Annotated in this window: 21 protein-coding genes and 1 riboswitch; of the genes, 8 read left to right on the top strand and 13 right to left on the bottom strand. The window is 76.2% G+C overall.

The window, feature by feature from the left end:
- Window positions 1-3: 3 nt before the first annotated feature.
- The 6 genes from AAG589_RS15845 to AAG589_RS15820 all read right to left on the bottom strand — a co-directional run bounded on the left by AAG589_RS15845 (window position 4) and on the right by AAG589_RS15820 (window position 11,695).
- Entirely contained in the window at window positions 4-774 is a 771-nt protein-coding gene (locus AAG589_RS15845) for an MBL fold metallo-hydrolase (RefSeq protein WP_430568239.1), read from the bottom strand.
- 37 nt (window positions 775-811) lie between these two features.
- The gene (locus tag AAG589_RS15840) at window positions 812-1,894 is read right to left on the bottom strand and encodes an LLM class flavin-dependent oxidoreductase (RefSeq protein WP_430568238.1); all 1,083 of its coding nucleotides are present in this window, start codon (window positions 1,892-1,894) and stop codon (window positions 812-814) included.
- Window positions 1,895-1,993: 99 nt separating this feature from the next.
- On the bottom strand, window positions 1,994-3,946 hold the full coding sequence (gene recD / locus AAG589_RS15835; protein WP_430568237.1) for an exodeoxyribonuclease V subunit alpha: 1,953 nt from the start codon (window positions 3,944-3,946) through the stop codon (window positions 1,994-1,996).
- Entirely contained in the window at window positions 3,943-7,527 is a 3,585-nt protein-coding gene (locus tag AAG589_RS15830; protein ID WP_430568236.1) for a UvrD-helicase domain-containing protein, read from the bottom strand. Before AAG589_RS15830 ends, recD begins: the two co-directional genes overlap by 4 nt.
- Window positions 7,524-10,949 (bottom strand): exodeoxyribonuclease V subunit gamma, encoded by a 3,426-nt coding sequence (recC, locus tag AAG589_RS15825; protein ID WP_430568235.1) that lies wholly within the window; start codon window positions 10,947-10,949, stop codon window positions 7,524-7,526. The genes AAG589_RS15830 and recC overlap by 4 nt, the downstream gene beginning before the upstream one ends.
- 98 nt (window positions 10,950-11,047) lie before the next feature.
- On the bottom strand, window positions 11,048-11,695 hold the full coding sequence (locus AAG589_RS15820; protein ID WP_430568234.1) for a CatB-related O-acetyltransferase: 648 nt from the start codon (window positions 11,693-11,695) through the stop codon (window positions 11,048-11,050).
- A gap of 253 nt (window positions 11,696-11,948) precedes the next feature.
- On the opposite strand from AAG589_RS15820, the gene AAG589_RS15815 reads away from it, so the two are divergent.
- From AAG589_RS15815 to AAG589_RS15800, 4 genes are all read left to right on the top strand, one after another.
- Window positions 11,949-12,665, top strand: coding sequence for an ABC transporter ATP-binding protein (locus tag AAG589_RS15815; RefSeq protein WP_430568233.1), 717 nt, complete (start codon window positions 11,949-11,951; stop codon window positions 12,663-12,665).
- Window positions 12,665-13,591 carry a hypothetical protein gene (locus AAG589_RS15810; RefSeq protein WP_430568232.1) on the top strand — a complete coding sequence of 309 codons (927 nt, stop codon included), beginning with the start codon at window positions 12,665-12,667 and terminating at the stop codon, window positions 13,589-13,591. Before AAG589_RS15815 ends, AAG589_RS15810 begins: the two co-directional genes overlap by 1 nt.
- Window positions 13,592-13,764: 173 nt before the next feature.
- Window positions 13,765-15,087, top strand: a complete 1,323-nt coding sequence (locus tag AAG589_RS15805; RefSeq protein WP_430568231.1) for a sensor histidine kinase — start codon at window positions 13,765-13,767, stop codon at window positions 15,085-15,087.
- Window positions 15,084-15,743: a response regulator transcription factor gene (locus AAG589_RS15800; protein WP_430568230.1), complete on the top strand. Its 660-nt coding sequence runs from the start codon at window positions 15,084-15,086 to the stop codon at window positions 15,741-15,743. The genes AAG589_RS15805 and AAG589_RS15800 overlap by 4 nt, the downstream gene beginning before the upstream one ends.
- A gap of 8 nt (window positions 15,744-15,751) precedes the next feature.
- Here AAG589_RS15800 and AAG589_RS15795 read toward each other — a convergent pair whose 3' ends face one another.
- Window positions 15,752-16,207: a hypothetical protein gene (locus AAG589_RS15795; RefSeq protein WP_430568229.1), complete on the bottom strand. Its 456-nt coding sequence runs from the start codon at window positions 16,205-16,207 to the stop codon at window positions 15,752-15,754.
- A gap of 210 nt (window positions 16,208-16,417) precedes the next feature.
- Between AAG589_RS15795 and AAG589_RS15790 the strand changes: the two genes are divergently transcribed.
- Window positions 16,418-17,917 (top strand): alpha-amylase, encoded by a 1,500-nt coding sequence (locus AAG589_RS15790; RefSeq protein WP_430568228.1) that lies wholly within the window; start codon window positions 16,418-16,420, stop codon window positions 17,915-17,917.
- Window positions 17,918-18,007: 90 nt separating this feature from the next.
- Here the strand turns inward: AAG589_RS15790 and AAG589_RS15785 are convergent, their stop codons facing one another.
- Window positions 18,008-18,586: a TetR/AcrR family transcriptional regulator gene (locus tag AAG589_RS15785; RefSeq protein ID WP_430568227.1), complete on the bottom strand. Its 579-nt coding sequence runs from the start codon at window positions 18,584-18,586 to the stop codon at window positions 18,008-18,010.
- A gap of 85 nt (window positions 18,587-18,671) precedes the next feature.
- Between AAG589_RS15785 and AAG589_RS15780 the strand changes: the two genes are divergently transcribed.
- Both AAG589_RS15780 and AAG589_RS15775 read left to right on the top strand, forming a co-directional pair.
- A complete protein-coding gene (locus AAG589_RS15780; RefSeq protein ID WP_430568226.1) occupies window positions 18,672-19,058 on the top strand; it encodes a DUF1304 domain-containing protein in 387 nt (128 codons plus the stop codon).
- Between the two features lie 32 nt (window positions 19,059-19,090).
- Window positions 19,091-20,107 (top strand): NADP-dependent oxidoreductase, encoded by a 1,017-nt coding sequence (locus AAG589_RS15775; RefSeq protein ID WP_430568225.1) that lies wholly within the window; start codon window positions 19,091-19,093, stop codon window positions 20,105-20,107.
- Window positions 20,108-20,208: 101 nt separating this feature from the next.
- On the opposite strand, the gene AAG589_RS15770 is transcribed toward AAG589_RS15775, so the two are convergent.
- Together AAG589_RS15770 and AAG589_RS15765 are read right to left on the bottom strand one after the other, a co-directional pair.
- Entirely contained in the window at window positions 20,209-21,474 is a 1,266-nt protein-coding gene (locus AAG589_RS15770) for an O-succinylhomoserine sulfhydrylase (protein WP_430568224.1), read from the bottom strand.
- A complete protein-coding gene (locus AAG589_RS15765; protein ID WP_430568223.1) occupies window positions 21,471-21,974 on the bottom strand; it encodes a rhodanese-like domain-containing protein in 504 nt (167 codons plus the stop codon). Before AAG589_RS15765 ends, AAG589_RS15770 begins: the two co-directional genes overlap by 4 nt.
- 267 nt (window positions 21,975-22,241) lie before the next feature.
- Here AAG589_RS15765 and AAG589_RS15760 point away from each other — a divergent pair, with 267 nt between their 5' ends.
- Complete coding sequence (locus AAG589_RS15760; RefSeq protein ID WP_430568222.1) at window positions 22,242-22,412, top strand: hypothetical protein; 171 nt, start codon at window positions 22,242-22,244, stop codon at window positions 22,410-22,412.
- 22 nt (window positions 22,413-22,434) lie between these two features.
- Here AAG589_RS15760 and AAG589_RS15755 read toward each other — a convergent pair whose 3' ends face one another.
- From AAG589_RS15755 to AAG589_RS15745, 3 genes are all read right to left on the bottom strand, one after another.
- Window positions 22,435-22,974, bottom strand: a complete 540-nt coding sequence (locus tag AAG589_RS15755) for a hypothetical protein (protein WP_430568221.1) — start codon at window positions 22,972-22,974, stop codon at window positions 22,435-22,437.
- A 102-nt stretch (window positions 22,975-23,076) separates the two neighbouring features.
- On the bottom strand, window positions 23,077-24,282 hold the full coding sequence (locus AAG589_RS15750) for a protein kinase domain-containing protein (RefSeq protein WP_430568220.1): 1,206 nt from the start codon (window positions 24,280-24,282) through the stop codon (window positions 23,077-23,079).
- Window positions 24,282-24,950 carry an RNA polymerase sigma factor gene (locus tag AAG589_RS15745; RefSeq protein ID WP_430568219.1) on the bottom strand — a complete coding sequence of 223 codons (669 nt, stop codon included), beginning with the start codon at window positions 24,948-24,950 and terminating at the stop codon, window positions 24,282-24,284. The genes AAG589_RS15750 and AAG589_RS15745 overlap by 1 nt, the downstream gene beginning before the upstream one ends.
- 86 nt (window positions 24,951-25,036) lie before the next feature.
- Window positions 25,037-25,153, top strand: a riboswitch (SAM riboswitch).
- Window positions 25,154-25,178: the final 25 nt, after the last annotated feature.

The following is a 25,178-nucleotide window of genomic DNA, read 5'->3' as shown; positions in this document are numbered from 1 at the left end:
GGGTCAGGCGGGCTCGTCGCGCAGGTACGCGAGCTGCGCGACGACGGACTGCCGCGCGGCGCGCCGCACCGACGGGTCCACGTCCGCGTAGACGTGCGCGACCACGGCGTCCGCGGTGCCCGCGTCGTCCGGGCCGATGCCGAGCGCCTCCAGGGCCCGGTGGACCTGCGCCAGGCGTTCCAGGCGGTGGGCGCGATAGGCACGCACGGCGTCGCCCAGGTCGTCGAGCGCCGGGCCGTGCGCGGGCAGCCCGAGCCGCCCGTCGCCCACCCGCTCCAGCGCGTCCAGGCTGGCGAGGTAGTCGCGCAGCGACCCGTCCGGCTCGGCGATGACCGTGGTGCCGCGGCCCAGCACCGTGTCGCCGGTGAGCACCGTGGGCGCCGCGCCCGGTGTCGTCACGACGAACGACACCGAGTCGGCCGTGTGCCCCGGGGTGGCGAGCACGTCGATCTGCACCCCGGCGGCCTCGATCCGCTCGCCGTCGCGCAGGGGCTCACCGCCGTGGCAGTGGGCCGGGTCGGCGGCGCGCACCGGGGCGCCGGTGAGCTCGCGCAGCCGGCGCGATCCCGCCGTGTGGTCGGCGTGCCGGTGCGTGATCAGCACGATCTCCACCGGCCCGGCCGCGGCCAGCGCGGCGAGGTGCCGCCCGTCGTCGGGCCCCGGGTCGACGACGACGGCGCCCGTGGCGCCCGGCGCGCGCAGCACGTACGAGCGCGTGCCGTCCAGCGTCATCGGGCCGGGGTTGTCCGCGCGGACGACGGTCACGTCGGTCATCGATGCGTGCCTCTCTCGGGGTCCGTCAGCCGCGACGTCAGGATGCGAGAGCCTCGGCGAGCAGCTCGAGCGTGCGGACTCGGCCGGGCGTGGCGTCCAGCGGCTCGGACTCGTAGGAGCCGGCGACGGGCACGATCATGACCTCGTCCACGCCGTGCCGGGTGGCGAGGTCGCGGAGCTGGGCCGCCGCCTGGTGCGGCTCGCCGACCACCCAGCGCGAGCGCATGTCGGCGACGATCTGCTCGGCCATCGGGTCCAGGGGCTCGGCGGCGGCCTGCTCCACCGTCTCTGCGCGGCCCATCGGCTTGCCGGTGCGCAGCCGCGCCATCGACCGCAGCTGCGGCAGCGAGCGCTCGTGCGCCTCGACGGCGGTGGGCGCGACGACGACGTTCGCGGTGAGGAACGTCTGCGGCTCCGGGTGGGCGGGGCTGGGCCGGTAGTTGTCGCGGTAGAGCGCGAGCACCTGCTCGATGCCCGCGCCCGAGAAGTGGTTCGCGAACACGTACGGCAGGCCCACCTCTGCCGCGAGGCGGGCGGAGTAGTCGCTGGAACCGAGCAGCCACACGGTCGGCGCGCCGTCGGCGGCGGGCGTGGCGTGCACGTCGTAGAGGTTGCCGTCGCCGAGGCGCAGCGCGGCGCCGTCGGGGCTCATCAGGGCGAGGATGTCGCGCACATGCTGCGGGAACCGCTCGACGTCCGACGTCGGGCCGGACTGACGCAGCAGCGCGGTGACGACGGGGTCGGAGCCCGGGGCGCGTCCGATGCCGAGGTCGACGCGCCCCGGCGCGAGCGCCTCGAGCGCGGCGAACTGCTCCGCGACCACGAGCGGCGCGTGGTTCGGCAGCATGACGCCGCCCGAGCCGACCCGGATGCGCTCCGTGGCGGCGACCGCCGCCGCGATCATCACCGGCGGCGTCGAGGCCGCGACGGCGGGCATGTTGTGGTGCTCGGCGAACCAGTACCGCTCGAAGCCCAGCTCGTCGGCCCGGCGCACCAGCGCGAGCGACGCCGCCAGCGCCTGGGGGCTGGACTGGTCGGTGCGGACCGGGACGAGGTCCAGCACCGACAGGCGCGGGGTGGTCGGTGCGGTGGGCGCGGGGGTGGGGGCGTCGGCGTTCATCGCCTGGGACAACTCTCGGGGCGGGGACTCCTATTCCGTGGTGAGCGGGCGTTTGGCCCTGTTCCGGCGTTCAACGGGGCCGAACGCCCGCTCACAGCATCAGGGGAGGGGGTCGCGGAGGCCGCTCGCGCGGCGGACGGGGTGCGCGACGGCGGCGCGCACGGCGTCGGCGGTGCCGACGACGCGGACGAACTCCTGCGCGCGGGTCACCGCCGTGTACAGGAGCTCGCGGGTGAGCAGGGGCGACGCTGGCGGCGGCAGCACCAGGGAGACCCGGCGGAACTGGCTGCCCTGCGCGCGGTGCACCGTCATCGCGTGCACGGTCTCGACCGGCGGCAGCCGGTGGGTGCGCACCCGCAGCGGGGAGCGCGGGTCGCCGAACACCGCGACCACCGCCCCGTCGGCGGGGTCCCCCTCGGCGACGAGCACCCCGGTGTCGCCGTTGTACAGGCCGACGTCGGCGTCGTTGCTCGTGACGAGCAGGGGACGGCCGACGACCCACGGCGACCCCGCGACGGCCGTGGGGAGGGCGCGGTCGGCCGTGGCGTCCTCCACCCACCCCTCGACCTGCGCCGCCCAGCGCGCCACCCCGACGGGGCCGCGCCGGTGGGCCACCATGACGCGGTGCGCGTTCAGCGCCTCGAGCGCGCCCGCCGCGTCGCCCGCGCGAGACGCGGCCACGAGCCGCCGGCCCGCGTCGACCGCGTCGTCGTGCAGCCCCCGCACCGCGTGCTCGTCGAGGCGCTCGGTGTCCGCCTCCACCAGCTCGACCCCGCCGGTGCCGGCGCGCAGGACGTCGAGCACCGCGTCGGCGTCACCGTCGCGGATCGCGGCCGCGAGCGGCAGGATCGCCGAGTCGGAGCCCTGGCGGTGCACCGTGACCAGCCGCACGACGCCGTTGGCCAGCGACTCGCTGGTCGAGCCGGCCGCCGCGTCGGGGGCCGCGACGGGCTCGGCGGCCGGGGTCGTCGTGACGTGCTCGGCCGGGTCGTCGACGACCGGCGGGCGCGCTACCAGGTCGCCCAGGACGGCGCCGGCCTCGACGGACGCGAGCTGGTCCGGGTCGCCGACCAGCACGAGCCGGGCGTCGGGGCGCAGCGCCTCCAGCAGCCGCGCCATCAGCGACAGCGGCACCATCGAGGTCTCGTCGACCACGACCACGTCGTGCGGCAGGTGGTGGCCCGCGTGGTGCCGGAACCGGGTGGCGCTGCGGTAGCCGAGCAGCCGGTGGACGGTCGTCGCCTCCGGCCGGCCGGTGCGCTCCCGGTCCTCGGTGGGGAGGGCGGCGACGACGTCGCGCACCGCCTCCTGCAGGCGGGCGGCTGCCTTGCCGGTCGGCGCGGCGAGCGCGACGCGCAGGGCGGGTTCGCCCGCGACGTCCTGCAGGACGGCGAGCAGCCGGGCGACCGTGGTCGTCTTGCCCGTGCCCGGCCCGCCGGTGAGCACCGTGAGCCGGCGGCCGGCGGCGTGCGCGGCGGCCAGCCGCTGGCGCACGTCGCCCGCCGCGGGGAACAGCCGGGACAGCGCCGACTCCAACCGGTCCACGGCCGGCGGCGCGAGCGGCGGCGCCTGGAGCCGTGCGTCGACCAGCCGGCGCACGGTGAGCTCGTCGCGCCAGTAGCGGTCCAGGTACAGGCGGCCGCCCACCCAACGGGCGGGCCGGTCGTCGGGGCCGCCCGCCCCCTGCGCCACGAGCGGGCTGGCCTCGATCGCCCGGACCCAGGCGGCGTGGTCCGGCCACGGCGGGGCGGCCGCGGCGCCGTCGGCGAGGGCGTCGCCCCGATCGGCGTCCTCGGGCAGGGCGAGCGCGGCGAGCTCCGCCGCGTCGTCGAGCCGCACGCACACCGACCCGCCGCGCAGCGCGCGCACCGCGAGCGCGACGGCGAGCAGCACCGTCGGGTCGTCCTCGCCGGTGAGCCGGCCGAGCCGGGTCGCGACGTGCACGTCCGTCGCCGCGACCAGCCCGGCGGCGTTGAACTCCCGCAGCAGGCCGGGCGCGTCGACGGCGACCCGGACGTCGCCGTCGGCGGGGAGGGTGGCGGTGTCGGTCATGCGTCGCCTCCGTCGAGCAGCGCGGACAGGGCGGGCACGAGCCCGCGCGGCGGGGTCCACGACAAGACGCCGTACGGCGCGCCGTCGGCGCCCGTGGGCGTGGCCGGGCCGCACATGCCGCGGACGAACAGGTACAGCCCGCCGCCCAGGTGCACGTCGGGGTCGTAGCCCGGCAGCCGCCACGCGAGATAGCGGTGCAGCGCCACGAGGTAGAGCACGAGCTGCAGCGGGTAGTGGGCGTGCAGCATCGCCTCGACTGTGGCCTCGGGCCGGTAGTCGTGCGCGGTGAGCGGGGTGTCGAACGTGCCCAGGCGGTTCGTCTTGTAGTCGACGACGAGGAAGCGCGGGGCGCCGTCGTCGCCGGGCACGCGCAGCACCGCGTCGATCGACCCGGTGAGGTAGCCGCGCAGCGGCCGGGCGGCGGGGTCGGCCGCCGCGAGCTCGGCGAGCGCCGCGGGGTAGCCGGCGAACGCGTCGTCGTCGCCGAGGTAGCGGCTCAGCAGCGCGGCGATCGAGGCCAGGGTGGCGCCCTCGGACGTCGTCCCGGGGGCGCCGGCGCCCGAGTCCCCGTCGCCCCCGGCGAGCGGGAGCTCGAACTCCAGCTCCGCGAGCCGGTCGCGCGGCGTGACGTCGGCGAGCGTGCGCCCGGCGGCGAGCGGCCCGAGGGGCGTGCGGGCGACGACGCCGAGCGCCGCGGCCAGCTCCGCCGGGTCGGTGCCCGGCACCCGCGTGGTCGCCGCGGCCGCGCACCGCGCGAGCAGCTCGGCGTCCAGGTCCGGGGCCGCGGTGTCCGCGTACTCCAGCACCTCGTGCACCAGCGTGCCGAAGCCCGTGCCCGCGGGCAGCCCCGACATCGGGGACGGCAGGTCGGACCCCGGCGCGCCCTCGGGGCCGGCGTCCGCGCCCGCCGGGCGCACCGCGGCGGGTGCCGCCTCGGCCGGCTCGTCCTGGACGCCGCCGCCCTCGGGCTCGGACTCGACACCGCCGGGCGTGGGGGCGGCCGCAGTCGCCGCGATCCCGGCCGCGAACCCATTCGGCGGCCCGCCGTGCGCGGCGGCCGTGAGCGCGGAGTACGACGCGCGCCGCCACGTCGGGTCGGGCACGCGGTCGAGGTGCGCGACGTCGAGGTCCGGCTCCGCCGTGGCGGGTGGCCGCCAGCGCTCGGGCGACGGAGTGGCCGGCACCTCCTCGACGGCGATCGTGCCCGCGGAGCGCTGCGCGAGCTCCCCGAGCGACGCGCGGACGGCGTCGTCGCGCATCGCCTGCTGCGAGGCGTGGGGCGCGGGCTCGCCGCCGAGCGTGCGGTCGCTCAGCACGACGCGCGTCAGGCCGGCCTTCGCGGAGTTCGCCTTGGACGGCGCCCAGTGCGCCACCACCTGGTGCCGGGCGCGGGTCAGGGCCACGTAGAGCAGCCGCAGGTCCTCGCCGCCCTCCTCGCGGCGGTGCCGCTCCAGGGCGGCGTCGTACCCGAAGGAGCCCGGGCCGCCCACGTGCAGGACGCGGCGCCCGTCGCCGGCGTGGAACCGCAGCACGTCGGGCTGGCGCGGCTCGAACCGGTCCCACGCGAACGGCACGTACACCACGCCGAACTCGAGGCCCTTGCTCGCGTGCACGGTCACGACCTGCACGGCCGCGGCGTCCGTCTCGAGGCGGCGGCTGCGCTCCTCGTCGTAGTCCTGCGCGGCCTCGCGGATGCGCCGCCCCAGCCACGCCGTGAGCGCGGACGCGCCCAGACCCTCCGTGACCGCGGCGACGTGCAGCACCTCGCCGACGTGCCGCAGGTCGGTGAGCCGGCGCTCGCCCGTGCTGGTGCCCATCAGCCGCTCGGGCAGGCCGTCGCGGGTGACGGCCTCCTGCAGCGCCGCCACCCCGCGCGACCACAGCAGCCGCGACCAGCGGCGCACGGTGTCGGCGAGGGCGTCGTGCGCGGCGTCGTCGGCGGTCGCGAGCCGCTGGGCGTCCCAGCCGACGAACGGCGTCAGGGCCAGCGCCGCGGCCCGCCCGTGCGCCCCGGGCTGCTCCAGCGCGGCGAGCAGCGTCAGCCAGTCGCGGGCGGACGGCGTCGCGAACACGCTCGACAGGCCCGAGACGACGGCGGGCACGCCGCGCTTCGTGAGCTCGGACCGCACCGCCTCGGCCTGCGCGTTCGTCCGCGTGAGCACGGCGACGTCGCGCGGCTCGAGCGGTCGCCAGCTCGCGACCTGGTGCTCGTCGGACCGGGATTCGACAGGCTCAACCACCGGTGGGGTGGGGTCCAGGAGCCGGTCGCGGCCCAGGCGTGCGGCGATGTCGGCCGCGACGTCGGCGGCCACGAGCTGGCGCGGCGGCCCGACCGGCGGCGTCTCGCCGGGGGCCATCCCGAGCGCCGCGCGGGTCACCTGCCGCAGCCGCAGCGGCGCGCCGCCGTCGAACCGCGGGCCGCCGTGCGCGGCGTCGACCGGCCGCACGACGATCCGCTCGTCGCCCAGCGCCGCACCACCCAGCACGGTGTCGAGGGCGCGCAGCAGGGGCTCGTCGCTGCGCCAGCTGGTGCCGAGCGTCGCGACGGCCGTGGCGTCCCGCTGCGCGTCGAGGTACGCCACGACGTCGGCGCCGCGGAAGGCGTAGATCGCCTGCTTCGGGTCGCCGATGAGCACGAGCGTGCGGTGCCCGTGGAAGGCCGTGCGCAGGATCTCCCACTGCACCGGATCGGTGTCCTGGAACTCGTCGACCATGACGACGCGGAACCGGGAGCGCACCCGGCCCGCCGCGGTGGGGCCGTGCACCGGGTCGGCGAGCGCGTCGCGCAGCATGACCAGCAGGTCGTCGTAGTCCATGAGGTGCTGCGCGCGCTTGCGCCGCACCACCTCGGTGCGGGTCTCGAGCGCGACCGCCTGGCGCAGCGCACCCGGCGTGGACGGGGAGGGTGTGGACGTCGTGCCGCCGCCCGGCTCGGCGGGTTCGACACAGGCCTGGTGGTCGCTGACCGCCGCGCGACCCAGGTCGGCCGCCATCGAGGGGGTCAGCGCGGGGTGTGCCTCGTCCGCGAAGCGGCGCACGTACAGGTCGTCGGACACCTCGCGGGCCAGGTCGGCGACGTCGGCGACGAACGTCGCGGCCGGGTCGACGTCCGCCGCGATGCCGAGCGACGTGAGCATCTGCTGGCAGAAGCCGTGCGTGGTCGTGATCGTCGCGGCGTCGAGCTGCGAGAGGGCCGCCGCGAGGCGGTCGCGGCGGCGGCCCAGCTCGTCGGCGTCGACGTCGGCGAGCAGCGCGACCACCGGGTCGTCGCTGGACGCCGGGTCCGGCCCGCGCAGCGCCCGCTCCGCGCTCACCAGGCGTTCGCGCACGCGGTCGCGCAGCTCGGAGGTCGCCGCCCGGCCGAACGTGACGAGCATGAGCTCGCGCAGCTCGGCGCGGCCCTCGGCGACGAACCGCGTCGCGAGCGCCGCGATCGTGAACGTCTTGCCGGTGCCGGCGCTCGCCTCCAGCACGGTGGTGCCCTCCGGCAGCGGGCCGCAGACGTCGAAGACGGGTCGATCCGGGGCGCCCGCCAGACCCTCCGCCGCGTCGGTGTCGAGCCCCGTCGTCCCGCCCGTCATGAGGTGCCCTTCTGCTCGTGCGCCAGCAACGGGTCCCACACCCTGCGGGCGAGTGCGCCCAGCCGGCAGGGTTCCTCGGGGAACCGGCGCCGGTCGTCGTCGTCCGGGGCGCCCGCGATCGCGTCGAACGAGGTGCCGTCCCCCCAGACCATGACGTGGTAGGGGTCGGACTTCTCGAAGCCGCCGTTCCAGGTGTACCGGGCCTCGCTCATGGCCTGGCCCGGGTCGCCCGTGCCGCCGCCGCGCGAGACCGCGTAGGCGTGCGCGGCGTCCGGGGGCAGGGGGAGGGGCGCGCGGACGGCCGCGGCGCGCAGCGCGACGAGGTCGTCGAGGAGGCGGCCGGCCTCGTCCGGGTCCGGGGACTGGATCAGGCTCCACGCGGCCTTGGCGCCGCGGCCCGGGGCGCGGCCGACCGTCCCCGCGTGCCACTGCTGGCCCTCGGGCAGGCCGCCGTCGCCGCCCGACGCCGCGAGCGCGAGCGTCTGCACCCAGGCGCGCAGGCGGTGCTTGGGGCCCAGCTTGGAGTACTCGGCGCGCACCACGCGGCCGCCGTGCACGCCCGGCACCGTCCCGGTGACGAGGACGCCGGAGGGCAGCGCGGCGGACACGTCCACGGCGCGCGCGGCCAGGTCGGCGCGCACCTGCCGCGCCATGGTCTCCACCGGTTGCACCCGCTCGACGACGTCGCGCAGCGCGGTGCGGCCGAGCTCGCGCGGCGGCGCCTGCCCCCGGCGCCACTCCGCCTGGAACGCGCGACCGGGGTCGGTGCCGCCGAGCACCGCGGTGAGGATGCGGTCGCCGGCGCCCCACGCCGCGAGCGGCGGCATCGTCAGGGGGAGGCGGTCGTCCACCTCGTCCTCGTCCTGCGCCACGCGGACGTCGAGCGTGGTCCGCAGGAACCAGCGCACGGGGTGCTCCAGCATCGCGACGAGGTCGTCGAGGTCCACCTCCGTCGGGGCGGGGACGTCGAGCGCGAGCGGCTCGGGCACGAGGAGCCCCGGCTCGACGCGGTCGCCGCGGCCGGCCTCCGCCCCGCGGAACGCCGCGGTGTCGAAGCTGAACGGCCCGGGGGCGCCCAGGGCGCCGCGCTCGAAGTTGCGCTCGCCCACCACCTGCAGCGGGTGGCGCACCACGACCTGCCGCCGCACGGGGCCGCCGTCGGCGGCCGTGCCGACCCGGTCGAGCGCGTCGAGCAGCTCCGCGACGGGCACGGCGGGCGGCCGGCCGGCGCCGGTCCGCTCGTCCGCGCCCGAGTGCAGCACCACGAGGTGCTCGCGGGCGGCGGTGAGCGCGTCGAGGAAGATCTGCCGGTCCTCGCTGCGGCGGTCCCGCTCGCCCAGCAGGGGATCGCGCGCGAGCAGGTCGTCGCCGTCGGGCGTGGCCGAGCGGGGGAAGGCGCCGTCCTCCATGCCGAGCAGGCACACCACCCGGTGCGGCACGGCGCGCATCGGCTCCAGCGAGCACACGGTGAGCGCGCCCGTGCGGAAGCCCGCGCGGGTGGGGCGGCCGGCGAGACGGTCGGCGAGCAGGGCGCGCACGTCCTCCAGCCGCAGCCCGTCGCCCGCGGCGTCCCGGCCGGCGCCCGCGGCCCGCACGTCGCCCAGCACCCGGTGCGCCTGCACGGACTGCCAGGCGTCGTCCGGGGCCGGGTCGGTGAGCAGCGTGACGGCCCGGTCGAGCGTGTCGAGCCAGTGCTCCAGCGGGTGGGTGCCGGCCAGGTCGGCGAGCAGCCCCGTGAGCCGGGACACCAGCTCGGCGAACCGGCCCGCGACGTCCACGTCGGTGGAGCCGACGTCGTCCAGCGGCAGCGCCGGGCCCACGAACCGGGAGTCCTCCTCGGCCATCGCCACGCCCAGCAGCACGCGGTCCAGGGCGGCGTCCCAGGTGCCCTGCCGCACCCGCGGGTCGATGCCGAAGCGCGCACGTCGCGACCCGTCCTCGCCCCAGCGCACGCCCACCTCGACGGCCCAGTCGCGCCAGCGGTCGAGGTCGTCGTCGGAGAGCCGGAACCGGCGGCGCACCGGTGCGGTCGTGGCCAGGTCGAGCACCTCGGACGCCGTGACCCTGCCGTCGGCGAGCCGCAGCAGGGTGGCCAGCACGCCGAGCACGGGGTTGACGACGCCCGGCCCGCGGTCGGCCAGGCTGACGCGCAGCCGCTGGCCCGGGTGCACCTGCGTGACGCCGTCGGGCGCGGCGCCGAACGTCGCCGTCACCAGCGGCGCGAACGACTCGACGTCGGGGCACATGACGATGACGTCGCGCGGCTCCAGGGTCGGGTCGGCCGCGAACAGCCCGGTGAGCACCTCGCGCAGTACCTCGACCTGCCGCGCGCGCCCGTGGCACGCGTGCACCTGCACGCTGCGGTCGGCGGGGTCGACCGCGCGCGGCGCCGCGTCCGGGTCGTCCGTCCGCAGCACGGCCTGGAGCGACCCGAGCAGGGTGTCCGGGGGAGTCGGCGCGGGGTGCGCGACGACGCGGACCTCCGGTCGCGCGTCGTCGTCCCCACCGTCGTCCCCACCGTCTCGCTCGACCGCACCGGACAGCCGCAGCTGCAGCTCGACCGAGTCGCGTGCCGTGGAGGCGAGCAGGGCGTGGCGGGCGGCCGGGGGCAGGTCGTCACGACGCGGCCCGGTCACCGCACCGTCGGCCGCCAGCGCCTCGACGGACGCCCACAGCGCGGGCGACGGGTGCGGCAGCCACAGGTGGACGTCGCGGTGCAGCGCGAGCGCCCGCAGCACCCGCAGCTGGTCCTCCGGCAGGCGGGTGGGGCCGAACACGGACAGCCGCGCCGGCAGGTCGACGGCGTCCGGGTCGGCGCGCAGCCCCGCGACGGCGGCGGTCAGCACCTCCGCCGGCCCGGGCGCGTCCACGCGCTCCCGCACCCGCCGCCACAGCCGCGGCTGCCACGCCAGGTCGGCGGGCGCGTCGTCGTCGCGGCCCTCGTGCCACGCGGTCAGCAGGCCCGGCCGCTGCTGCGCGTACGCGGCGAACAGCTCGGCCACCCGCTGCGCGAGGGCCACGCGGCGCGAGCGGCGCAGGCCGTCGTCCGCGTCCCCGACGTACTGCGCGAGGGGCGCCGCCCACGCCTCGCCCAGCGACGCGTCGATCGTCTCCAGCACCGGCCACACGAGCCGCGCGCGGCGCCACGGGTCGTCGTCGGGCTCGACGCCGGTCACCGCCGTCACGGCGGACGCGACCAGCCGCGACGGCGAGGAGAAGTCCACGTTGGCGCAGACGCCCGCGCCCGACGGGCCGTCCACCCCGAGCCGGTGCGACAGCCGCTGCGCCAGCCACCGCTCGATGCCGCGGGTGGGCACCGCGACGACGTCGGGCGTGAACGGGTCGTCCGGAGGCTCGGCGAGCACGTCGGCGAGGGGAGCGACCAGCGCGTCGGAGCGCTCGGACCGGTGGACGTGCAGCACGTCGGCCAGGTTACGGGGCAGCGCCGACACGGTCGCCCGCTCCTCCACAGGGAGGCCGGAGGCGGCGGTCCAGCGGGGCGCTGGACAGCGTCGAGGGTTCAGCCGGCGACGACGGCCGCGAGCTCCTCGGGCGTGCCCGCCATGATCGTGGCGGCGTGCTGCGTGATCGTCGCGACCGGCCAGTCCCACCACCGCACGGCCAGCAGCCGCTGCACGTCCGCTGGCTCGAACCGGGTGCGGACGTGCCGCGCAGGGTTCCCGGCGACCACGGCGTACGGCTCGACGTCCTTGGTGACGACACTGTGCGCCCCGACGACGGCGCCGTCGCCGATGGTGACACCGGGCATGACGGTCGCCTCGCGGCCGATCCAGACGTCGTTGCCGACGACCGTGTCTCCGGGCTGGTCGAGCGCCGTGAACGTCTCGAGCGTGGCGGACGCCCAGGCGCCGCCGAACATCGTGAACGGATAGGTCGAGGGGCCGACCATGGGGTGGTTGCCTCCGGGCATGAGGAACGACGCGCCGGGACCGATCGTCGTGAACTTCCCGATGACGAGGCGCTGCGGGCCGTAGAGGTACTTCACGTTCGCCTGCTCGAACGGCGGACGGGTGCCCTCGGTGTCGTAGTAGGTGTAGTCGCCGACCTCGATGAGGTCAGAGGTCACCTCGTTCTTCAGGAAGACCACCGTGGTCAGGTCCGGCCTGGTCGACGGGGTCCGCTGATCGGGGTCCGGGACGTCGGGCACGTGCGCTCCTTCGGGTCGGGGGCAGGCACTCGGCGGCCTGGCGTCGTCGGCCCCACGATGGGGCGGTCGTGGACCGGAGGCAAGGGCGGCACGCGGGCCGGGCCTCGCCCGGCGGTCGACTCCGGCGCCCGCGGGCTCCTCCGCAAGGACCAACGCAGGTTCCGCCCTCCGCCTCAAGACCCGGCCCACCCCTCCCGGGAAGGCTCGGGGTACCGGCACGACGACGGCGCCGGCACGACGAGGGAGGACACGGATGACCACCATCCGGATCGAGGGGCTGCACAAGTCCTACGGCGGCTTCGAGGCCGTGCACGACGTCGGCTTCACGGCGGGGCCGGGGCGCGTCGTGGGCCTGCTCGGGCCCAACGGCGCGGGCAAGAGCACGACGCTGCACGTGCTGCTCGGCCTGGCCCGGGCGGACGCGGGCACGGCGACGTTCGACGGCCGGCGGTACGCCGAGCTGGAGCACCCGGCGCAGGTGGCCGGGGCGCTGCTGGACGCCGGCGGCCTGCACCCCGGCCGCACCGGCCGCGACCACCTGCGGGTGCTCGCCGCGGCGTCGCGCCTCCCGGCCCGCCGGGTGGACGAGGTGCTCGCCGCCGTCGGCATGGTCCCCGCCGCGGACCGCCGCGTGCGCACCTACTCGCTCGGCATGAAGCAGCGCCTCGGCATCGCGGCCGCGCTGCTCGGTCGACCCGAGGTCCTGGTGCTCGACGAGCCGGCCAACGGCCTCGACCCCGCGGGGATGCGGTGGCTGCGCGAGCTGTTGCGCGCCTTCGCCGACGACGGCGGCACCGTGCTGTTGGCCAGCCACGTGCTCGGCGAGGTGGCACAGGTCGCGGACGACCTGGTCGTCATCGGCCAGGGGCGGGTCGTCGCCGCGGGCCCGCTGGCCGAGCTCGTCACCACCGACCGGAGCCTCGAGGACGTCTACCTCGACCTCACCGCCGCCACCGAAGGAGTGCGCTGATGTCCGTCGCCGTCTTCCGCGCCGAGCTGCTCAAGCTGCGCACCACCCGGACGCCGTGGGTGATCGGGGCCGTCGCCGTCGCGGGGATGCTGCTCGCCCAGGTCCTCACGATCGTGCTGCCGCGCACGCTGCGCACCCTGGAGGCGCTCAGCGGGTCGGGCGCCGGGGTCCACGTCGGGGCGCAGATGTCCCCGGCGGACACGAGCGAGCTCCTCTCCGGGCTCGCCGCCGCCACCGACCTCGGCTCCGCCACCGCGCAGCGCGGGCTGCTCGACCTCATGGGCAACGGTCCCGCCGGGTCGGGTTCCAGCGGCGTCACCGCCCTGTGCGTGCTGCTGCTCGGCGCGCTCGCCGCCACGACCGACTTCCGCACGGGCGGCGTCGTGCCCACGGCGCTCGCCGTCCCCGACCGGCTGCGGATCCTCGCCGGCAAGGCGGGCGCGACGGCGACCGCGGCGCTCGCGATCGGGGTGGCGCTCGCCCTGGTCACCGCCGTCGGGCTGGTGGTCGCCGTCGCGACGACGCCCGGCGCCAGCCTGGCGATCGGCCCCGGCGAGGCGCTGGGGGTCTGGGCGCGGGGTCTCGTGGTCATGGTGCTGCTGTCGTGGCTGGGCCTCGCCGTCGGTACCCTCGTGCGGGGGCAGGTCGCGGCGATCGTCGTGGTCGTCGCGCTCGCCCTCGTGGAACCGATGGTCCAGGCCGCCGCGCTCGTCCTCACGGGCGGCGCGACGACGGCGACGTCGTGGCTGCCGATCACCCTCGGCTCCCTCGCGTCGGCCGGCCAGGGCGCCGCCCAGCTGTTCGGTGCGGCCACGGACGCGGGCGCCGGGACGGGCGTCGCCGCGGCGCTGGCCGGGCTGCTCGCGTGGGCGGCGGTGCTGCTCGTCGCCGCGGGCGCCGTGTTCCGCCGTCGTGACCTCGCCTGACACGTCCGATATCGGATCGATACCGCCTGACCAGCGATGACGTGCCTCGCCCGGCCACGCACGGCGTAGCGTTGACCGGGCGGGCACCGCGTCCCTCGGGGCCCGTCGGCGGCCGCCCGGGGCGTGCCGACCCGACCCCATCTCGACAGTCGATCGACCCTGACGGAGGACCCGTGCTCGACGCGCTGCGCCGGCGGCTCGACGCCCTCGGCGTCCGGACCCCGACCCGCCGCGACGCGCTCCTCGGCGCCGTGGTGGCGGTGCTCTCCGTGGCGCTGTTCCTCACGGTGCTGGAGGTGGTGTCGTCGGGGCTCGGCGCGTCGCTCGGCGCCCAGGCGTCCATCGACGGGATGAGCACCGGCGCCCGGGTGTCGGCGTGCGTCGTCCTCGTCGGGCAGGCGATGGCGCTCACGCTGCGGCGCCGGTTCCCGATGCTGTGCCTGGCGCTCGTGCTCCTCGGGCAGCTCGCGCTGGCCCCGCTGCTGCCGCCGTTCATGAGCTTCCAGGCGCCGGCGACGCTCGTGGCCGCCTACTCCGTGGGCGTGCTCGCCCCGCGGCGCCCGGCCCTCGGCGCCGCGGCGGGCGCCGCCGTCGTGCAGGTGCTGCTCGGGTACGTGCTGGGCGGGCCGGCGACGGCGGCCGAGCTCGGCGTGCCCGTCGGCACACAGCTGTGGGGCGGGCTGGTGTCCGCCCTGGTGGTCTACCTCGGCGCAGTGCTCGTCGGCGCGTACGTCGGCACCCGGCGCGAGCTGCTGGCGCAGCTGCGGGCGCGCGTCGCGCAGGCCGAGCGGGAGCGTGAGGCGCTCGCGGCGCAGGCCGTCCTCGCGGAGCGGGGGCGCATGGCCCGCGAGCTGCACGACGTGGCGGCGCACCACCTGTCCGGGATCGTCGTGCAGGCGGCGGCCGCCGAGCGCCTGGTGGATGCCGACCCGGAGCGCGCGCGGGAGTCGCTGCGCTGGATCCGGGGGCAGGGGCGCCAGACGCTCGAGAACCTCCGGCTCGTCGTCGGCATCCTGCGCGACACGGGCGACGGCGAGGACGCGCCGTCGGCCCCGCAGCCGACGCTCGCCGACGTGCCCGCGCTGCTCGACCTCGCCCGCAGCACGGGTACTCGTGTGCAGGAGACGCGGCGCGGCGAGCCCTACGACCTGCCGCCGACCGTGCAGCTCACCGTGTACCGGGTGCTGCAGGAGTCGCTCGCCAACGCCCGCCGGCACGCGCCGGGCAGCGCGGTGGACGTGGAGACCGCGTACGACGACGAGGAGCTGGCGCTGACCGTGCGCAACGGCCCCGCCGACCGGTCGGTCGCCGTCGCCGCGCCCGAGGAGGCGGGGCCCGGCCACGGCGTCATCGGCATGACCGAGCGGGCCGAGCTCGTGGGCGGGCGGCTGACGGCGCGCCGCACGTCCGGGGGCGGCTGGCTGGTGCGGCTCACGGTGCCGCGCCCCGCGGGCGTCGAGGAGCGGCCGGTGCGCGCCGGGCAGGGCGCCCGATGACGCGCGTGGTGCTGGTGGACGACCAGGCCGTGGTGCGCGCCGGGTTCACGGTGATCCTGCAGAGCGAGGGGCTCGACGTCGTGGGGGAGGCGTCGAACGGCGCCGACGCCGTGCGCGTGGCGCGCCGCGAGCGGCCCGACGTCGTGTGCATGGACGTGCGCATGCCCGGCGGCGACGGCATCGCCGCGACGCGCGAGCTCGCCGGGCCCGGCGTCGCCGACCCGGTGCCCGTGCTCGTGGTGAGCACGTTCGACCTCGACGACTACGTGTTCGGCGCCCTCGAGGCGGGCGCCTCGGGGTTCCTGCTCAAGGACGCCGAGCCGGACGTGCTCGTCGACGCCGTGCGTCGCGTCGCCGCGGGCGACGGGCTCGTGGACCAGACGCTCACCCGGCGCGTCATCGACGAGTTCGCGCGCCGCCGGGGCCCCGTCGTCGCCGACCCGGCCGCGACCGGCATGCTCACGGCGCGGGAGCAGGAGATCGTCGCGCTGCTGTGCCGCGGGTCGTCGAACGCGGAGATCGCCGCGGCCCTGTTCCTCGAGCCCAGCACGGTGAAGTCCCACCTCAGCCGGATCATGACCAAGACCGGCGCGCGCGACCGCGTGCAGCTCGTGGTGTGGGCGTACGACGCCGGCCTGGTCGTGCCCGGCGCCTGACTCGCGGGTCAGCCGTTGCCGGCGTCCTCGATGCGCCAGCCGTCGTCGCCGCGCGTGAGGAAGTAGGTCCAGCCGAACCCGCCCTCGGGGATCGAGGCGTCCTCGGCGAACAACCGCCAGTCGACGTCGAAGCTCGTGCTGACGGCGCCTGTGCCCACGGTCGCCAGGTCGGTGACCGTCAGGCTCGCGGCGTCGTGGCACATGGTCTCGGTGGTGCCGGCGAACGACGCGCCGGACAGCTCCCGAGCGGTGCCGCAGTCGTGCGCGTCGATCGCCTCGAGGTAGGCGCGCACGACCTCCTCGGCCGTGGCGTCCGCGGGCGGCGCGACGACGTCGGCCGTCCGGGGTGGCGGGAGGATCTGCGCCACCCCGAACGCGACCACCACGACGACGAGCGCCAGCGTCACCCACCACCCGAGCCGCCGCCGTCGTCGGGCGGGAGCGGGCGCCGTGTCGACCGTCATGGACGGAGGCTAGCCGCGCACACCTTCGCGCGCGCTGCCGTCGCCCGGGTAGACAGTTCCGCAATTCTCTGCAATCTTGCTGCAAGGCGACAGCGCAGACTCCCGCCCGTCGCCACCGCGGCCACCCGCCGTGCACGACACCCCGGCATCGCCGCCGGGGGAGAGCCGGCGGGCCCTCACGAGGGCCCGTCCGACCCGAAGGAGACAGCAATGACGCACGCACGACGCACCACCCGCCCGGGCCGACGCCGGGGCCCCCGCACGATCGCCGCGACCGCGGCGGCAGGACTCCTGGTCACTGCGCTGGGCGCGACGGCGAGCTCGGCGACGTCCGGGCCGACGTCGGCGGACGCGACCGTCGCAGAGGCGCCGGGACAGGCGGCATCCGAAGGTGTCGCGCACGGGGACGTCATCCTCAACCTGTTCCAGTGGACGTGGACGTCGGTGGCGGAGGAGTGCACCAGCACGATCGGCCCGGCCGGGATCGACGCGGTCCAGGTGTCCCCGCCGATGGAGCACATCCAGGGCACCGAGTGGTGGACCTCGTATCAGCCGGTGAGCTACAAGATCGAGTCCAAGCTCGGCACCCGCGAGGAGTTCCAGGCGATGGTGGACGCCTGCGGCGAGGCCGGGGTCGGCGTCGTCGCGGACGCGGTCATCAACCACACCACCGGCGCGGACCAGGGCGCCGGGACCGGGGTGGCGGGCACGTCGTTCGCCGTCGACGACTTCCCCGGCGTCCCCTACGGGGCTGGCGACTTCAACGACTGCCGCAAGGACATCGCGAACTACGGCGACAAGGACGAGGTGCAGAACTGCCGCCTCGTGTCCCTGCAGGACCTGCGCACCGGCTCGCCCGCCGTGCAGGACAAGATCGCCGGGTATCTCAACGACCTCATCGACCTCGGCGTGCAGGGCTTCCGTATCGACGCGGCGAAGCACATGCCCGCCGAGGACCTGGCGGCCATCAAGTCCAGGCTGAGCAACCCGGACATCTACTGGGTCCAGGAGGTCATCGGCGCCGCCGGCGAGCCCGTCCAGCCCGCCGAGTACGTCGGCAACGGCGACGTGCACGAGTTCGACTACGCCCGCCAGCTCAAGTCCGCGTTCGGCGGCAACCTGGCCGGCCTGCAGGGCATCGCCGACGGCAAGCTCGACTCGGACGAGGCGGGAGTGTTCGTCACCAACCACGACACCGAGCGCAACGGCGAGACCCTCACGTACAAGGACGGCGACGCCTACCGGCTGGCCAGCATCTTCATGCTCGCGCACCCCTACGGCTCGCCGTCGCTGTACTCGGGCTACGCCTTCGACGACAAGGACGCCGGCGCGCCCGGCGCCACCGCCACCGGCGTGGCCGACGCCGACTGCGACAGCGATGCCTGGAGCTGCATCCAGCGCGACCCCGCCATCGCGGGCATGGTGCGGTTCCACCACGCCGTCGAGGGCGCCGAGCTCACCGACTGGTGGGACGACGGCGGCAACCAGATCGCCTTCGGCCGCGGCGACGCCGGCTTCGTCGCCCTCAACAACGGCGACGGCGAGGCGGACCACACCTACGCCACCTCGCTGCCCGCGGGCGAGTACACGAACGTCGCCGCCGACGGCGACTCGGCCGAGACGTACACCGTCGCCGCCGACGGCACCTTCACGGCGACCGTCCCCGCCCACGGCGCCGTCGCGCTGCTCCCGGCGGACGCCGAGGGCTGATCGACCGGCGGGTTCGGTGGTCGAGCTTGTCGAGTTCCGTGGAGCGGGTCTCGACAAGCTCGACCCACGGGACTGCCCCGGCCGGGCGCGTCAGTGCGCGAGCACGGCGACGGCGGTGTCCAGGCTCTGCAGCGCGGCGGGCGGGTCCACGCGCACGAGGGTGAAGGCGCTGATCACCAGCGCCGTGCAGACGTCGGCGAGCCGGTCGACGTCGGAGGTCGCCGCGTCCGGGCGCATCGCGGCCACCCCGCGGCGGACGGCGGCGCGCAGCTCGGCGCGGTAGTCCGCGACGGTCTGCCGGACGGCGTCGTCGCTCGCGAGGGGGGAGCCGCAGGTGTTCACGAGCAGGCAGCCCGCGGAGCCCTGGACCTCGTCCGCGCGGGCGAGCGCGGCGCGCAGGCCGGTGAGGTAGTCGACGAGCGCGCCGGGTGCGACGTCGTCGGCGACCAGCGGGCGCAGGCGGGGGCGGACGACCTCGTCGAGGTAGCTCTGCACGGCGGCGTCGAAGAGTCCGCGCTTGGAGCCGAACGCGTGGTAGAGGCTCGACCGGTTCAGCCCGGTGGCCGCCTCGAGCGCGGGGACCGACGCGGACTCGTAGCCCGAGCGCCAGAACACCTCGCGGGCGGACCGGACCACACGGTCCGTCTCGAAGGTCTGTGACCGACCCATCAGGCGCCTCCGGTTGTGTGCAACGACCGGTACAGAATAGATTGTGTAACGACCGTTGCACAACAGGCCCGTCCCGGGAGCGCTCATGATCGTCGTCGGACTCGTCCTGGCGGCCCTCGCCGCCGGCCTCCACGGCTACATCTTCTGGCTCGAGTCCGTCGCGTGGACCACGCCCCGGGCGCGCGCCACGTTCGGCACCACCGAGCAGGAGGCCGCCGCCACGCGCGAGCTGGCCTTCAACCAGGGCTTCTACAACCTGTTCCTCGCCGTGGTGACGGCGGTCGGCATCGTGCTCGTCGCGGTCGGGACGACCGGGGCCGGCGCGGCCCTCGTGCTGGCCGGCACCGGCAGCATGCTCGCCGCCGCCCTCGTCCTGTTCCTGTCCTCGCCCGACAAGCGCCGTGCCGCCGTCACGCAGGGCATCCTGCCGCTGCTCGCCGTCGTCGCGCTCGTCGTCGGCCTCACGCTCTGAACCGCACCCACCGGAAGAAGGCACCACCCCGCATGTCCTCGATCGTCTCCACCCAGATCCAGCTCGCCGCCCGCCCCACCGGCTGGCCCACGCTCGACGACTTCCGCACCGTCCAGGTCACGTACGGCGACCTCGAGCCCGGCCAGGTCCGCGTGGTCAACGAGTTCGTCTCCGTCGACCCGTACATGCGCGGGCGCATGAACGACGTCAAGAGCTACACCCCGCCGTTCGCGCTGGGGGAGACCATGACGGGCGGCGCCGTGGGCCGCGTCGTGGAGTCGGCGTCCGACGACGTTCCCGTGGGGGCGGTCGTGTCGCACCAGCACGGCTGGCGCGACGTCGTGCAGGAGGACGCGCGCGGCTTCAGCGTGGTGCCCGAGCTGCCGGGCGTACCGCTGTCGCTGTACCTGGGCATGCTCGGCATGACCGGGCTGACCGCGTACGTCGGCCTCACCGCGATCGCGGGCCTGAAGGAGGGCGACACCGTCTTCGTCTCGGGCGCCGCGGGCGCCGTCGGCACCGCCGCCGGCCAGATCGCGCGGCTGCTGGGCGCGAAGCGCGTCGTCGGCTCCGCCGGGTCGGCCGAGAAGGTCGAGCTGCTCACCTCGAAGTACGGCTACGACGCGGCGCTGAACTACAAGGACGCGCCCGTCCGCGAGCAGCTGCCGGAGCTGGTGCCGGGCGGCGTCGACGTCTTCTTCGACAACGTCGGCGGCGACCACCTCACCGCCGCGCTCGACGTCATGAACGACGGCGGCCGCGTCGCGCTGTGCGGGGCCATCGCCGGCTACAACACCACCGACCGCGTGCCCGGCCCGGACAACATGGCCAACCTCATCACCCGCGGCCTCATGCTCCAGGGCTTCACGCTCGGCGGCTACCTTCAGCACGCGCCGAAGTTCCGCGAGCTCATGACCGGCTGGTTCGCCGAGGGGAAGATCGCCTACGACGAGACCGTCGTCGACGGGATCGAGAACGCCCCGCAGGCCTTCATCGACATGATGCGCGGCGCCAACACCGGGAAGATGGTCGTCCGCACGGCCGCCTGATCGCGGCGGCCGGGGTGAGTTCGGTCATCCGGTTCGAGATCGGTAGGTATTCGGACCGAACTCGAACCGGATGACCGAACTCACCGGCGAGCGACGTCGGATCAGGCGCGCAGGGCCTGCTCGACGTCCTCGACGATGTCGCGCGGGTCCTCGAGGCCGATCGACAGCCGCACCGTCGTCTCCGCGATGCCGACCTTGGCCCGGCCCTCGGGGCCGAGCTTGCGGTGCGTCGTGGTGGCGGGGTGCGTGATGATCGACTTCGCGTCGCCCAGGTTGTTGGAGATGTCCACGACCTGCAGCGCGTCGAGGAACGCGAACGTGCGCTTCTTCGCCTCGGCCGGCTCGGTGCCCTCGGGCACGGCGAGGTCGAACGTCACGACCGTGCCGCCGCCGGACTGCTGCGACTTCGCCAGCTCGTGCTGCGGGTGCGAGGGCAGGAACGGGTAGCGCACGCCCGTCACGCCGTCGAGCCCCTCGAGCGCGGTCGCGACCTCGAGCGCGGCGGCGTTCTGGGCGCGCACCCGCACGTCGAGCGTCTCCAGGCCCTTGAGCAGCACCCACGCGTTGAACGGGCTCAGCGACGGGCCCGTGTTGCGGATGAGCGTCTGCACCGGCCCGGTGAGGAACTCCTCCGACCCGAGGATCGCGCCGCCGAGCACGCGGCCCTGCCCGTCGATGTGCTTGGTGGCCGAGTACACGACGACGTCCGCGCCGAGCTCGAGCGGCTTCTGCAGCACCGGCGTCGCGAACACGTTGTCCACCACGACGACGGCGCCGGCGGCGTGCGCGAGCTCGGCCACCCGCCGCACGTCCACGAGGTCCTGCATGGGGTTGGACGGCGACTCGAAGAACACGACGTCGGCCGGCGTGGCGAGGGCCTCCTCCCACTGGGAGAGCACGTGCCCGTCGACCAGGTCGACCTGCACCCCCCACTTGGCGAGGATCTCGTCGTAGATGACGTTGGTGGAGCCGAACAGGGCCCGCGCGGAGACGATGCGCGAGCCGCTGGAGACCAGCGCGGCGAGGGCGTTGAACACCGCCGACATGCCCGATGCCGTCGCGTAGCAGGCCTCGGCGCCCTCGACGAGGCGCAGCCGCTCCTCGAACGTGTGCACCGTCGGGTTGCCGTACCGCGAGTACAGGAACTGGGACCGCTCGCCGGCGAACGCCGCCTCGGCGTCCGCCGCCGAGCCGTAGGTGTACCCCTGGGTGAGGAACAGGCCCTCGGACATCTCCTGGAAGTCGGAGCGGCGGTGCCCGCCGCGCACGGCGAGGGTCGCGGGCCGGACCGTGGCGGGCAGCGGGCGCGAGCCGCCGAAGGTGGTGGGGTCGGCACCCGGGCCGGTGGGGACCTGCGCGTCGCTCATCGGGCCTGCTCCGTGGTCTTCTCCGAGGCCTGCTGCCCGGCGTCCTGCGTCGCGGCGTCGTCGTACGCACCCCACGGCAGGCCGCGGACCTTCCACCCCTCGCGGTCGCGCACGCCGTCGAAGCCGGGGCCGCCCTCGAAGCCCTCGAGCACGTTGTACGCCGGGCCCAGGCCCGACGACGTCGCGAGGCGCGCCGCGCCGATCGAGCGCTGGCCGGAGCGACAGAGGAAGACGATCGGCCGGTCCGCCGTGACGCCCGCGGCGGCGAGCTCGGCGAGGAAGCCGGCGTTCGGGCGCCCGCCCGCCTGCACCCACTCGACGAAGACGGGGGCCTTGCCGGCGGACGCGGTGTCCGGCACGCCGATCGCGCGCCACTCGCCCTCGGTGCGCACGTCCACCAGGACGGCGTCCTGGTCGCCGGCGAGCAGGTCCCACGCCTGCTGCGGGGTGAGGTCGCCGGCGTAGCCCTCGGCGGGGCGGGGATCGATCTGGGTGCTCATGGCAGTCCTCCCATCGGTCGTGGCGGTAGCACCCTCGTCCGGTCCTGCCGCCGTCGCCGGCGACCGGTCCGCGGGTTGCTGCGGCGTCGACGTGCCACGTCACTCGGCCGCTCGGGATGGTCCTGGCGATCGTACGACAGGCGTCCGCGTGCTGGTCACCCCGTCTCGGGACGCGAACGCCGTGCGTTCGCCCGGCCCTCCACCAGGGCCGAAGGGTAAAGTCGCGGTCAGGTTCCGGGCAGGACTCCGTCGAGCAGGAGGCGCGGCATGTCGATCCTCACCACGATCAAGGGCTGGTTCCGGCGCGAGCGCGAGGAGCCGCTGGAGCGCCCCCGGGACCTGCCGCCGCCGCGCCCCGAGGGCGGGCGCCCGCACGAGGCGCCGTACCCCCAGGGCGCGGACAACGTGCTCGGCTGGCGCGACGGGCCCGGCGTCTGAGCAGGGCGGTCGCGCGGGCCGGTCAGTCGTCGTCCTCGCCGAAGTGCGCGACGTTCGCGTGCTGGTGGTGGGCGACGTAGAGCCGCAGCTCCACGTCGCGGCCGTCGGCCTGCTTCGTGAGCACGCGGTCGATGCGGTCGGACTCGCGGGACGCGGCGTCGACGATGACGTCGGCGTGCTCCTTCGTGTCGCTGCCGGACCAGGTGTCGGGCTCCGCGAGCGCGGCCTGCGCGTCGGCGGTGCCGGCGGCCAGGTCGGTGCCCGTGAGCTTCTCGACCTGGGCGCGGTCGAGGGTGATGACCGTCTTGTAGTCGTCCGAGTAGCGGACCGTGTACGCCGAGGGGTCCTTCGCGGCCGGCGCCTCGGAGGTCTGCTCCGGCTCGGCGGACGCGTCGGTCTCGCCCGCGGAGTCCTCGGCGGCCGCCTCGTCGGCGGGCTGCGACGCCGTGCCCGAGGCACCGGGGTCGTCGAACTCGGCGTCGGGGGTCGGGGACGCGCAGGCGCTCAGCGCGAGGAGGCTCGCGAGGGCGATCGGCGTCAGTCGGCGGGGAAGGTGTCGCATGGTCTCTCCTGGTCGATGGGGCCAGCACGATCGGTGCTGACCCCCGTGAGTCGTCCGCGGCGGCGGAAAGGTTGCACGCGGACCGAGATGTCTTTTCCGGGGTCAGGACCCGGCGTCGACCTGCAACCGGTGCACGGTCGTCAGCGCCGTCCCGTCCGGCGCGCGGGCCTCCAGGACGACCTCCGCGTCGCCCGGGCTGCTCGCCGTGAGCCGCACGGTGTCGTCGTCGGCCACGTAGGCGCCGGTGGGCAGCGTCCACACCCAGTGCTCGGCGCCCGTGACGTCGGCCGTGAGCGTGACGGGCGCGCCGACCGTCGCCGTCGTCGGCCCGGAGATCGCCACGCTCGCGGAGCCCGCGGCCGAGTGCGGGCGGTCGAGCCACGCCGTGGCGCCGGCCCCCGCGCCCAGCCCGAGGACGGCGGCGGTCGCCACCGCGACGACGGTCGTGCGGCGTGGCCGCGCACGGTCCGGCGCCGACGCGCCGTCGGCCGGGGCGAGGGCGCGCTCGACGTCGGCCAGCCAGGCGGCGGCGTCGGGGTGCCGCCGGGCGGGGGAGTCGGCGAGGCTGCGGCCCAGCGCGGCGTCGAGGGCCCGGGGCAGGTCGGCGCCCTCGGCGAGCCAGGTCACCAGCGCGGACATCGCCCACAGGTCGGCGCGGGTGTCGACCGTGCCCGGCCCGTCCTGCTCGGGCGGGCGGAAGCCCTCCGTGCCGCCGGCGACGGTCAGGCCGGAGCTGCGGGCCAGGTCCTTGCTCATGCCGAGGTCGGCCACGACGAGCCGCTCGTCCGGGCGGACGACGGCGGGGGCGACGGCGGGGGTGCCGGTGGTCCGGCCGACGACGCCCTCGGGGCTGGTGCGCAGCAGCACGTTGCCGGGGCTGAGGTCCCGGTGCACGAGGCGCGCTGCGTGCACCGCCTCGACCGCCGCCGCGAGCTCGCGCGCGACCGCGAGCACGTCCGACGTCGTGGCCGTCCATCCGTCGGCACGCAGGGCGGCGACCCGCGCCGCGAGCGTGCCCCGGTCCGCGTGCTCGAGGACGAGGTAGGGCTGCTGGCGGTCGCTCTCGCCGATGTCGTGCACGGCGACGACGTGCGGGCTCGCCACCCGGCGCAGCGCCCGGCCCTCGGCGATGAACCGCTCCCGGACCTCCGGGTTGAGGCTGTGGTTCTCGGCCAGCACCTTCACCACGACGACGTCGTCCAGCCGGTCGTCGACGGCGCGGTGCACGGTGGCGAACGACCCGACGCCGATCACGTCGCCCACCCGGTACCGCCCGAGCAGCGGCTCGGGCGCGCTCGGCGCCGCCATCAGGACGGGCTCCCGAGGGCCGCGGCCACGAGCGCGCGGCCGCGGGAGATCTGGGACTTCACCGTCCCGACGCTGCGCCCGAGCCGCTCGGCCACGTCCGCGTACGGCAGGCCCTCGATGTCGCGCAGGGTCACGGGCTCGCGGTAGAGGTCGGGCAGGGCGGCCAGCGCGTCGCGCACGGTGGCGCGCGTGGCGATGAGGGAGCTCATCCGCTCCGCGGGCCCGACGTCGTCGTCGGGCAGGGGAGCGGTGGCACGCTGGCGGCGCAGGTGGTCGACCACCCGGTGGCGCACGATCCCGTGCACCCACGTCGTGACGCGGGACCCGCCCCGGAACGACGCGACGGACGTGGCCACGGAGACGAGCACGTCCTGGCAGACGTCGTCGACGGCGGCCTCGTCGAGCAGGGCGCCGCGCACGAAGCGTCGCACGACGCCGGACGCGTCCAGCAGCTCCACCAGCAGCTCGGTCGCGGGACCGGAGCCCGCGGCGGCCCGGGCGCCGACGAGGTCGAGGACGTCGGCGGCGTCGTCGCCGCTCGCCGCGCGTGCCGCGAGCCCGGCGGCGTGGCGGTCGCCGGCGTCGAGGGCGCGGGCGACCTGCTGGACCGGGCTGTCGACGGAGCCTCCCGGGGGCGCGCCGGAGGCCGGGACGGTGCGATCGGGCATGCCTTCAGCGTCTCACGCGACCGCATCGTGAGAAGGGCGCGGCCCTCGCTTGACCGTGTGGTGCTGCGCACGCACTATGGGCGGCAGGTCAAGAGCGCCAGCGCGAAGCCCCGGCTCGCTGGCCGGCAACCCTCCTCTCGCGGCGGGGTGCCCCGGGTGACGACCTGGCCCCGCGCCGTCCGGCGTGCGGGCAAGCGCGGGGAGGAACCTCCCCGGCACGACCGAGGA

It is taken from the genome of Isoptericola sp. F-RaC21 (assembly GCF_038593535.1).
Classification (GTDB): Bacteria; Actinomycetota; Actinomycetes; order Actinomycetales; family Cellulomonadaceae; genus Isoptericola.
The sequence above is the reverse complement of the archived record's forward strand: the minus strand, read 5'-3'. Positions and strand labels throughout refer to the sequence as shown.